The organism is Shewanella sp. (assembly GCF_051658185.1).
Classification (GTDB): Bacteria; Pseudomonadota; Gammaproteobacteria; order Enterobacterales; family Shewanellaceae; genus Shewanella.
This window is the reverse complement of sequence record NZ_JBOFMC010000453.1, coordinates 1-11,081: the sequence shown is the minus strand read 5'-3', so window position 1 is coordinate 11,081 and position 11,081 is coordinate 1. Positions and strand designations below refer to the sequence as shown.

The 11,081-nt window shown below is 44.3% G+C and carries 11 protein-coding genes; 5 read left to right on the top strand and 6 right to left on the bottom strand.

Features of this window, described 5'->3' with window-relative positions:
• The 4 genes from ACRCZA_RS16510 to ACRCZA_RS16495 all read left to right on the top strand — a co-directional run.
• The coding region (locus ACRCZA_RS16510; RefSeq protein WP_438675469.1) for a hypothetical protein at positions 1-262 on the top strand (262 nt) is incomplete at its 5' end.
• 266 nt (positions 263-528) lie between these two features.
• Positions 529-1,476 (top strand): thioredoxin family protein, encoded by a 948-nt coding sequence (locus ACRCZA_RS16505; protein ID WP_438675468.1) that lies wholly within the window; start codon positions 529-531, stop codon positions 1,474-1,476.
• Between the two features lie 2 nt (positions 1,477-1,478).
• Complete coding sequence (locus ACRCZA_RS16500; RefSeq protein ID WP_438675467.1) at positions 1,479-2,867, top strand: conjugal transfer protein TraH; 1,389 nt, start codon at positions 1,479-1,481, stop codon at positions 2,865-2,867.
• A 3-nt stretch (positions 2,868-2,870) separates the two neighbouring features.
• Positions 2,871-6,440 carry a conjugal transfer protein TraG N-terminal domain-containing protein gene (locus ACRCZA_RS16495; RefSeq protein WP_438675466.1) on the top strand — a complete coding sequence of 1,190 codons (3,570 nt, stop codon included), beginning with the start codon at positions 2,871-2,873 and terminating at the stop codon, positions 6,438-6,440.
• A 7-nt stretch (positions 6,441-6,447) separates the two neighbouring features.
• Here the strand turns inward: ACRCZA_RS16495 and ACRCZA_RS16490 are convergent, their stop codons facing one another.
• From ACRCZA_RS16490 to ACRCZA_RS16465, 6 genes are all read right to left on the bottom strand, one after another.
• Positions 6,448-6,840, bottom strand: a complete 393-nt coding sequence (locus ACRCZA_RS16490) for a hypothetical protein (protein WP_438675465.1) — start codon at positions 6,838-6,840, stop codon at positions 6,448-6,450.
• A 122-nt stretch (positions 6,841-6,962) separates the two neighbouring features.
• A complete protein-coding gene (locus tag ACRCZA_RS16485) occupies positions 6,963-7,496 on the bottom strand; it encodes a FlhC family transcriptional regulator (protein WP_438675464.1) in 534 nt (177 codons plus the stop codon).
• Positions 7,493-7,792 (bottom strand): flagellar transcriptional regulator FlhD, encoded by a 300-nt coding sequence (locus ACRCZA_RS16480; protein WP_438675463.1) that lies wholly within the window; start codon positions 7,790-7,792, stop codon positions 7,493-7,495. The genes ACRCZA_RS16485 and ACRCZA_RS16480 overlap by 4 nt, the downstream gene beginning before the upstream one ends.
• Positions 7,789-8,337, bottom strand: coding sequence for a lytic transglycosylase domain-containing protein (locus ACRCZA_RS16475; protein ID WP_438675462.1), 549 nt, complete (start codon positions 8,335-8,337; stop codon positions 7,789-7,791). Before ACRCZA_RS16475 ends, ACRCZA_RS16480 begins: the two co-directional genes overlap by 4 nt.
• Positions 8,324-8,986 carry a DUF6475 domain-containing protein gene (locus tag ACRCZA_RS16470; protein ID WP_438675461.1) on the bottom strand — a complete coding sequence of 221 codons (663 nt, stop codon included), beginning with the start codon at positions 8,984-8,986 and terminating at the stop codon, positions 8,324-8,326. The genes ACRCZA_RS16475 and ACRCZA_RS16470 overlap by 14 nt, the downstream gene beginning before the upstream one ends.
• Complete coding sequence (locus ACRCZA_RS16465; protein WP_438675460.1) at positions 8,973-9,842, bottom strand: hypothetical protein; 870 nt, start codon at positions 9,840-9,842, stop codon at positions 8,973-8,975. The genes ACRCZA_RS16470 and ACRCZA_RS16465 overlap by 14 nt, the downstream gene beginning before the upstream one ends.
• A 426-nt stretch (positions 9,843-10,268) precedes the next feature.
• Here ACRCZA_RS16465 and ACRCZA_RS16460 point away from each other — a divergent pair, with 426 nt between their 5' ends.
• Positions 10,269-10,916 (top strand): LexA family protein, encoded by a 648-nt coding sequence (locus ACRCZA_RS16460; RefSeq protein WP_438675459.1) that lies wholly within the window; start codon positions 10,269-10,271, stop codon positions 10,914-10,916.
• Positions 10,917-11,081 lie beyond the last annotated feature (165 nt).

The following is an 11,081-nucleotide window of genomic DNA, read 5'->3' as shown; positions in this document are numbered from 1 at the left end:
TGCTGCTCTTACCCTTGGGGGACAAAGTGGCAGCGACATTCCCGTCGAGATCAGCAACTATCATCTGAGCTTTGTGCCTGAAAGTGGTAAAGCAGATCAAACCAATGCACTGTTTGATGTGGCAACTTGTGGTCGCACTCTTGAAGAGATCCGCAGTAATTTGCAAAACGCGACTTGCTGGCAAGTCACCTTCAAGTCTCAAGGTGCTAGCGGTTTTCCTTTGTATGACAATGGCAGCTTGTTTGCCCAGCCCCTGATGTAACACTATCGTGCCTTAGCAGAAGAAATATCCCCTTAGAGTTAGTCTCTAGGGGGGTTTTTGCATTTGTAAGTCAGTACAAAACGGGCATTAGTGTTTTACGATTTTGTGTCGCTACAAGGTAAATCATGAGATATGGTGTCTTTGAATAAGGCCAATTAACAGTTTAACTATAGTCAGAAACCTGCAGTTTTTTTTCATCTATCTTGCCAATCGTTCTTTCTGGGTACATTAGCATTTTGGCTCTATGATTCATTCAGGAGCTGATAATGAGATCCTCATTATTGCCATGGTTTATCCTTTGGTTGTCCATCCCAATCATCATATTCTTTCTGTTCATATTGCCTGCCTATGCCATTGACGATCCATTTTATCTGCGTAGCCAAGAAGGCTGGTTTTGGTATCAAGTCATCCCTGAGCCAGAAGAACCCGAGCAGCTTATTAAGTCGGAATTTGTTGCGGTAGCGGAGCCTAGCCAGCGTAAGTTAAAGCCTTTCAGTACCGCATGGTTTCGAGAGCATATGCAAGCGTTTATGGACAAGGCCATTGATGAGCCGACTACTGAAAATATTAGGGCTTATCTGTATCTTCAACGAGTTATGATGGATAAGGGCTCACTATTTGCTGATGTAAGTCAGCAGGTGGTGATGGGTGATCCTGTATTAGATGAAATCAGTCGTAGGCCTTTGGCGACCTATGCGGCTAATCGTATGGACCGAGAGGCGGGCGCTCAACGTGATGTTGCTTTGGGTGAAGTAGCAAAAAGAGCAGGTTTGTTCTTTTTCTATCGTTCAGATTGTCCTTATTGCCATGCACAAGCGCCCATCATCGAATCCATGGCGTTGAAGTATGGCTTCGAGGTATTCGCGATTGCCGTCGATGGCTTGCCTTTACCCAGTGGAGAGTTTCCCAATTACAAAGTCGATTCAGGACAAGCTCAATCATTGTCCGTTACGACTGTCCCTGCTGTGTTTTTAGTTGACCCGCCCAATGTCATCACTCCGATTGGCCAGGGTGCAATGAGCCTTGATGATCTCAATAACCGAATCATTCTCGCAGCCCATCAAGCCGGTTGGATTGACGATCAAACATACTCCGCCACCAGACCTGTTCAACCTGGTATTTCACTCGCGATGTCAGCCCAAGACCTTAACGAGAAGATATTGCAGGACCCTGAGTTCCTCGTACGCTATCTGCGTGAACAAGGAGGGTTATAACGATGAAGCAAGTCATTCGAGTGTCACTAATCACCTTTGCGATTGGATTTTCGTCAATAAGCCAAGCAAGTTTGCAGCAGGAAATGAGCCAGCTGTTTGGTTCAATGACCAACACCACTACGCCAGGTGTGTTTGAGAGTCAACGGCGTGGCGTCATTTCTGGCGGAAGCGTTGTTGTCCGTAACAGAATAATGAACGAGAACCTTGTCTCTATGGTGCCACCATCATTCCAAGCTGGTTGTGGTGGCATTGATATGTTCGCTGGAAGTCTGTCATTTGTTAACGCGGATCAGTTTGTGCAATTGCTTCGCTCTGTGGCAGCAAACGCCAAGGGATACGCTTTTCAATTGGCACTTAGTGCTATGTGTGAGAAATGCTCCCAGCACATGGAGACCTTGCAAAAGAAAATCCAGCAATTGAACGAGTATTTTGGCAATTCCTGTCAAATGGCGCAGGGGGTAGTGAATGATACCCTAGCTGCTTTTGGCAAAAAGGGACAGACAGAGGCCAGTATGTTGAGTTCACTCAAAGGCGCTGGGGATGTGTTCACTAGCTGGAGTGAGTCCAATGGCAAGAACCCATATGAAAATGCATCAAGTGTTGCCGCTTCTGATGTAAATAAGACGATTAAAGGAAACTTAGTTTGGCGAGCTTTGAAGCGGCATTCTGTTTCAAGTTGGTTTGCATCGGGGGATGACCGTTTTCTTGAAGCCGTTATGTCAGTGACTGGCTCGATCATAATAGGTGATTTAGCTAACGCTGCAGATGGGCAGGGCACAGCCCCTAAGTTAACGCGGATTATCGGCAACAAAGTCACCATCGAGCACTTAATTCATGGCGGTAACGTTGCCATGTACCTGTGTGACACAGTGACTCAGGACGGTTGTCTGAATCCGACACTCACAAACGTGACACTCACCGGATTATCGATGCAGGTTGAAAATCTGCTACTTGGTACTGGCACGAGCAATGGCATCATTTTCAAGTTTGCCCGCAATACTGGGTCAGTCAGTGCTACAGAAAAAGCCTTTATGTCCTCAGCTCCCGCTAGCCTTGGCGGCATGATCCGAACACTTTCAGCACTGGATGAAGGGGCTGCTCGATCGTTTGCTTCACGAGCTGCACCATTTATCGCGGTTGAGATGGCCCGAGCATTGGTTGAAGACATGCTCAATGCAGCGAGGAGCACCTCAGGTGTGGAAGAGCATGCCTATGCGAAGTTGTTAACCGAAGACCTTGAACGTGCACGTCGCCAAATTAACGAGGAGTACGCTGCGCTGCAGCGTCGATATGGCTCAGAGCAAGAATTGCTCGCGCATTTTAATCAGGTGATTCAGACCATTCGCAAACAACGTTATTACACCGTTAAATCAACTGCGCTGGGGGAATAGATTATGTGGGAAATCTATTCTATTGGGGATTCGGCTTTTTTAGAGCAGGTCCTGAACGCTGTCGCGATGATCACTGGTACAGGCGATTTTACTTCAATGGTTCGGATTGGCTTGCTCATTGGGGTATTGATGGTCTCTGTTCAGGCCTTAATGCAAGGAGGTCGAGGGATCAACTTTCAACATGTTTTAGTTTCATGGCTTGTCTTTGCAACCATGTTTGGACCCAGTACCCGAGTGAGCATTGAGGATGCATACACCGGTCAGGTGAGGGTCGTTGATAATGTGCCTATCGGTGTTGCCGCAGCTGGCAGTACGATTTCGACTGTTGGCTTTCAAATCACGCGATTGTTTGAAACGGCCTTCTCAACGCCAGCAATGACAGAATACGGTTTTGCATCCAGTTTACAGTCACTGATTAAGGTGAGAAAACAGGTGATGGATCGCTCTGGTTTGGGTGAGGCAAATCGTGTCAACGGCTCAGACATCGAGCAATCGTGGTTCAACTACATCAAAGAATGTACGTTGATCGGTATCGACATTGGTCAAAAAAATATCGATCAGGTATTGAGTGACACCAATCCGATGAGTGCCATTAGGTTTGATTCTCGCATTTATGGTACGCGTATCATCCTAAGTGGTGCCAGTAGCGATCTTGATTGCACTGATGCATATAACCAACTGAAACTCATGACAGAATCGCCATTCATGCCCAGGCTTAAACAAGTGCTATCAGCTTCTTTGGGAACAGCGTCCGCAACAGAGACCGATGACGTGATCCGAAATGCGCTGAATAATTTAGGATTAGCTTCAGTCAACACCCAGGAGTATGTGATCGCAGCAGTGCTCTTGCCAATTTATGAGCAAAGCGTGACGGGCAAGTATATGGATGATCAAGCCTTCACCGCAGCCGTCATGGTCAATCAGGCGATTGAGCAGCGCAATACCCAATGGGCAGCGGAGCAGACACTGTTTCAAAGTATCGTTCGTCCCATGATGACATTCTTTGAAGGCTTCATTTATGCCATTACGCCCTTAATGGCTTTTGTTATTGCGCTTGGTCAAATCGGTTTACGGATGGCCGGAAAGTACTTGTTAATCCTACTGTGGATCCAACTTTGGATGCCCGTCATGGCCATCATTAATTTGTATATCCATCTAACCGTTGCGGGAAAAATGGCGGCGCTAGAGGCGTTTGCAGGCACCGCAGTGCCATCTTTTGCAGGGATGTTGCAAATGGATTCTGTATTGCAAACCTGGATAGCAACGGGAGGGATGCTCGCCTCAAGCGTTCCTGCAATTTCACTCATGCTCGTGTATGGCTCTGCGATAACGGCAACACATTTAGCTGGGCGTTTGCAAAGCGGCGATGCTATTGATGAAAAAATGGCAAGTCCCGATGTGGCCAAAAATGCTCCCGTGATGCAGTCACAGTCGATATTCCAGAATTCAGCCCTCACAGGTGCTGCCATGACAGGAGCGACCAGCTTACTCAGTAGCTTCTCAGTCGGTAATGCTGTTGGCTCAATGGTAGGTTCAGCAAAAGAAACCATGGCTCAGGCTACTCAAACCTTTAGTCGCCAGGTTGGCAATACTATGAGTCGTACTTTTGGTGAAAAGCTTAGCTATGATAACTTAACTTCAGTTGGGCGTCAGATTGGCTCATCTAATTCAGCCTCCAGTGCTGTCGTTAATCAGGTAACTGATGATCTGCAAACACGTTATGGTTTTGGGGATGATAAAAAAGCTGCGGTGCGAGGTCTGGTCTCAGGTGTGTTATCTGGAGGTCTAAGGGTAGGTGGTGATGGCACTATTACTAATCCTGGAGATAAAGAAGTTGCAGATAAAGGTTTTCTTGGAAGACTACTTGGAGCCGGTGGTAATGACTCTTCTCAAGGACATTTACTCGGTGTGGATAAGCCAAACTCCTCCCGCTTGCCAAAACTATCACGAGTACGTGCAGGACTTGATCTCGGGGGGAACTTCAGTGGTCAAGTTGAATCGTCTGAAGGTAGTTCTCGGTCGACAACTGCCAATACGCTGAGTGGTGAATTACAAAGCTTGACGGCAAGTGATTCGCGACGGGCAGAGTATCGGGATGCTATGGTTAATGATCTCTCAGATTCAAGACGTTCCGGTGTTGAGATGTCGCTGTCAAATCAAGACTATCAATCACTTCAGATCTCTGCTCAAGATGTGGTTACGTCTTCTAATCGTTTTAGTGAACTTGACCAAGCCAGTTACAGTTTATCAGGGCAAAGAAACACTGATGGTGTAACGTTAACTCGGTTGGCTGCGAATAATCCAGGCGTTATGGATTATCTAGGTCGATATATGAATCAGCATGTGGAAGCTGGAAATCGAGCCCGTGAAAATCTTCCAATCTATCAACGGCTACTTCCTGATGATAATCAGGCGTATGTGGCTGCCGCAATGGAGTCTTTAACCTACAGTAACGCTTCAATGCCAGCGGAGCGTGATAATGATTATCAGGCTGCAATAACGGTAATGGCAATGGCCACAGGTGTGAACTTGCGTTCAATTAAGCCACGTGTCAATGAAGACCTGTCATCAAATGCGCCTAACTATGGTGGTGTGCAAGCGCAAATGGGAACGGGATTATCAGCAGGATACGAAGTCGCGGCAACAGCTCAAGCTCAATTTAATTCAACTCAATCAGCCTATCAAACAAGTTTGTCTGGATCAGGCCAACAGTTAAGTGCCCATCAACAGCAAGCACTGCAAACCGTTACTTCAGATACAAGCACTTATCAAGTTGGTCTCAATCGTGAGGCTGGTTCGCAGTGGCGCTCACGCATTATGGCTAATGATAGTGGTGTGTCAGGAGCTGAAATGTTTTTTAACAGTGCCAGCGTCATTGGTAATTTTAGTGGTAAACACTTCGAGGCAGCCATGAAAACCTTGAATCACTTTGGTGAGGATTACGAAAGTTATAAACAGCAAGCGTTACAAGATACTGGTTCGCGTGGATTCCTACACAATGCACCGGTAGCAAGTAAATCAACCTGGGATGGATTAAAAGCCGCAGTAAACGCAGGAACCTCTTTACAAAACCCCTTGACGGCTTTCAACGACGCCTATAGTGGAACCAGTCAACAGTACGCTTCTGAGGTGAACTGGGGTACTAAGTCGGAAGCTATGTTAGCTGGGGCATTTGGGGCCGCAGTTAACAATAGGTATGGTGAGTATATAAAGCAGTATGCCGATGATTTTAAAAAGGAAGCTTATAATGAGGGACAGAGAATGGGACTAACTCCCATTCAAAGTGAAGTCTTTGCGCAGGCTTTTAATCAAGGATTAGCTGGTTGTTTGTTCAATGCGGATGAGCCTGCAAGTTGGTCGCCAGAAATACTTAGCTTACGTGAGAGCATGCTTGATGAGTACCGTCAAAAAGATAATAACGGGGCATATATCGCTGGCAGTGTGACACAAGAGGATAGGGCATTTGTAGATAAGCAGATATCTATCATTTCAATAGCTTCGCTGACTGGAGATTATGCACAAAATAATCTAATCGACATTAGAGCCTACAATCAGGCCACTGGTCGAAATTGAGAAGATTTCAGGTGGGGGGTTGTTCATTCCTGTGTAAGCTAACATTTGGTTTTTTAGGGTATCTTGGATAGAAACCATCAAAATATGAATGCAACTTGCACCAATACCATTTTTCTTCCAGACTCATTTCTCTTCCCGTATTTTTCACTTGATTACCAATAATTCTAATAACTAAACAGAAGATTAAGTAAATTAAGCCAGCGCCCAAAATTATCCAGCTAGATTGCCAGAAGGAAATCGTTAAAATTGCAGCTATCAGAGAAATTCGCCCAACCGTATTACCTGTTGCTTTAAACACTAAATAACCACAAAAAATGATTGTGCAAATCATAAAGGGTAAAGCCGCTAAATGAGCAAATTTCGCGAGTATTGAAAATGGGTAAAAATAGGCTGTAGCCATCGAACACAGCAACAGTACAAGTGAGGCAAGCCAACAGCGTGCAGGAAATGATCTTAACATGTTTATCATCTCGGTCCTCTAAGCATTCACAGACGGTTTTGTGGACGCCCTGTTTTAGTTAATTACTTCCTTGAAAGTGTTCTAGTGCTATATTCAGTCATGATTTCACAGACAGGGCATTTAAGCTGAATGCGCTGTTGTGAGACCGTCAAATATAAACTGCCACAGCGACACCTGTGTAAGGAAGCAAGCTTAGATCTTAAATCGCGCGCTAAAACCCACCCTTCATTTATGGACAATCGTTTCCAAGGGATTTCAGTTGGAAGCTCCGCTTCTTCTCTTGCCAGTAAATAAGCATCGTAAGCCTTCATTAAGGCATTAATATTCAGCTGCTTATAGATGTTATTACCACCTATGTTGACATATAACGCCATTAACAGGGTCCCTTCGACCATTGATCTTCTGCTTTTGACGATAGCATCGGATTCTGGTAACTGGCCGGGACCAGGCGATGTCCCGGTAACTTCCTTATATAGTCTTCTAATTACGTGGCTTGGCAATCCGGTGTCCAGAGCAATAATTGTAGTTCGAAACCCATATTTAATCAGCAATGACGCTCGAGCAATGAGCTCACTTTTGGAAAAACTGTCTATCATGCATCCCCCTTGTTGTTGAGGGTTGATAATAAGTAGGCAATTCTTGGAATACCTGTACCTTTGCTCTTCATCATTTCGATGAGTTGGGTTTGGTTACCTCTTGGTTGAAAAAGCATAAACGATGATGTTGCTATTCGTTGCAGGTCGTCGATACTTGCATTTATTAGTGCATCTATCACATCACGGGTTATGCCAAAGCGCATTGCCGCTTCCTGTGGATCATGTCTGGCTAGTTCTCTTGCTGAATGAAGATACGCCAGATTTAATTGATAGCAGTCTTGTTGATGGGGTGTCATTGTCGTTTCTCCAGTTCATGTAAAATATTTCGATAGATAGAAAGAACCTTTTGCCCATATAAGCGAGCGCGTTTTTCGTTTCTGCTGTGGTAATGGCCTATACCAAGCTCTAAATCGTCTGGTGATGACTTAATCGCTTCGGCCAAAATATGGGAGCCAAGGGTTAAGTTGGTTACAGGATCTAATAGATCTGTTGCTGAATTAACTCGGTGGCCATGCCAATGAAGATTGATTTGCATAAGCCCAATATCAAGTTGGTGCTTCTCACTTTCTTGAACTGCTTGATGTAACAGTTTTTCTGCTTCTGCCTTCGAGCTAGCATAGGTTGCGTTTGAACCATTACGTATTGTGTAAGGCCATGGGCTAGTCATATTTAATCCACGATATGAAGCTGACTCAGTAAGTGCTACGGCATAGAGCATCACTGGATCAATTCCAACCGACTCTGCAGCGATTTCCCATTGGTATCCAGGAAAGGCACTGATCGAGTTGTTAGTTAATACGGCGAGAGCAAGTGCAATCATTTTTGTCTTAATTTTGTTCATTTTTTTCCTCAAATTGATTACCCAGAAGCACTTGCATGGATTTCGTACTTATTCTTTTTAATGACACGGCACTGACATTTGCTATGCCTCCCGAATAAACTTGTGCCGCTTTTGACCTGTCACCAACGATTACCGGATCCTGGTTATCTAGCCCTTTTGGCTGATTTTGCTGATCGGCAAGGCCTTGCAATAACCTTGGGTATTCACTGACCTCATCGCGCAATAGGTAGGCTTGGTAGCGTGTTAAAAACTCCTTTTGCTTAAAGGGATATTCTTGAATATTGATCTTACAAAATTCAATCCATCCGCCCATGTCTGCCATCACTCGATGAATGAGGGCATCATCGAAGATCACTGACGTCCAAGCGCCGACTTGATGAACGGCCTTGTCAACTTTGTTCCAAGCAACAATGGATCTTGATGCAGAATTGCCATCGATGTGCTTGATGACGTCTGCTGGCTTTGGAAAAAATTGCCCAGTATCCGGTGACTGAATATGCCGAGTCAGGCCAATTCTAATTTCTTCAATGCTGTATTTTCGTAAGGCTTCAAATGTAATGGAAAGTAATTGCGGAGAAACGCTTTTGCCATACATTGACCAAGCGGCACTCCAAACCTCAGCGAATTCCCGTTTATCAACTTCCTGCATCAGACTGAATCTCCTGAATATTTGATCCTGCCCAACTCTCAGCAATGCGGCGATTGCTATCTTCGATATTGAGCTGGTGTTTACTGACTTTTTGATTCAACTGTGTATGCTGGACTTCATCAATGCGGACGTACTCATCTTCCCATTGTCTGTTCAAAAGCCAGTTATGTGGCATGGGTGTTTTCGTCCGATCTTGATATTGCAAGCGATTATCTCGTTGCTCTTTCCAGCGTGTTAATACTTCTAAAGCAAGCTTTTGATCCTCAACAAGGCCGATGCGGCACCATTCATCTTTAGCTTTAGCCTTTTTTTCTTTGCGAATTTGAATTTCCCAAAAATCTTCAAACAGGATGTGATTAACAGTTTTAGATGTGTATTGATTGTTTCTCTCAGAGTCATCAGACCGTTGAGAGTCTCTAACAGAGCTGCCTTGAGGCATAAACAATGATGAAAATTCTTGTGGTAGCCTTGTTTGAAATACTGCAAGAGACTTCAAAAGCGAAGTCATATCAACAAAGTCGGTGGGAACATCTTTAAGCAGTCTAAAAGCTGCCTTACCTTGATTTGGATTTTCGATTGGGTTGTGCTTAAGATAGCTCCGAATTAAGGTCCATCCAGTATTCTCACAACGAATGAGGAATTGATCTTTTTCTAATTCATTGAATGCCTTGGTAACATGCTGCTCGTCCCAGTTCAAATCAGATGCTACATATCCAATCGGGAGACGAAAACAGCCAAGCAAATTACAATGTGGACAGGTGAGCAAATAAAGTCCGAGTAACTTCGCAGAGTCACTCCAAGACAGAACGTTTTGCTTTAACCAAAAGCGGGTATAGACCTTGCCATAATCACGCATGGAAGTACTCGCTCTTTTTTAGCCGTAAAATGTGTACCATCACTTGCCTTCATTTCTACTGATCACTGGCATTTAATTTGTTTTGAGATTCAATGCGAGTTAACCGATCTGTGTTGAGATCGGCTTATCTGTCTATGCGTAGCATGTCCTTTTTGTTAAAAGGAATGCAGTGGATACTCGTTCTGTTTTATTTAAGCAAAACCATATGTTTAGCTGTTTTAAGTTGATAGCGCGTGCTAAAGCAGATTGGCTGCTCAATAAATCAATGGCACGGCGGTGATGTTTTTGTGTGGAGTTAATCATTTTCATACCATTTCCTGTTACAATATTGACTGTTGTGAAAAACAATCGCTACAGTTTAGATTGTAGTATAGTCAACAATAATAACTGTTGGAAGCCTACAGTTTTATTTGTATAATAATAACTATGAAAACTTTATCTGAAAGACTTAACCTTGCTCTGCAGTTAACTGGGGTCACTCAGTCTGAGTTGGCGCGTCGCATTGGCATAAAACAGCAGTCGATTAGTCAGATTTGTTCCGGTAAATCGGCTAGGTCACGCTATACCACGCAAATCGCAGATGCACTTTGCGTGAGTGTACATTGGCTCGCCTCAGGTGAGGGCGAGATGGAATTGGGAGACGGTAATGTGGAAGTGGGGCCTGATATAAATGGAAAAATTCCGCTTATTAATTGGGTTCAGGCTGGTGATTGGAAAGAAATAGCAGAAGGATTTGCCAATGAAGATGCAGAGGAGTGGCGTGCAGTCACTGGGAAAGCCCATAGGGGTTGCTTCGCACTTCGCGTAAAAGGCGATAGTATGGAAAATCCAAGCGGCAAGATATCAATACCTGAAGGGGCTGTGATCATTGTTGATCCTGAATTGCCTTACTCATCAGGCTCATTGGTAATAGCACGTCTTGAAGATTCTAAAGAAGCAACCTTGAAGCAATTGGTCATTGATGGAGAACAGAAATATCTAAGACCTCTTAATCCCCAATACCCCGCAATACCGATCAATGAAAACTGTACTATTATAGGGGTAGTTAGGCAGGCTATTATCGAATTTTTATAGAGAATGGTTTTCTTTGTGATGGTTAATTAACCTTCTGATTTTATGTCTTTTTTGGTTGTGTTTAAGTGTATGACTAAGTGTATGAATTGACTTTGAAATACAAGATTTTGATTTATGAATCAATTTTTTATATTGCTAGGTCGGATTCCTCTCTCACCGCCACAT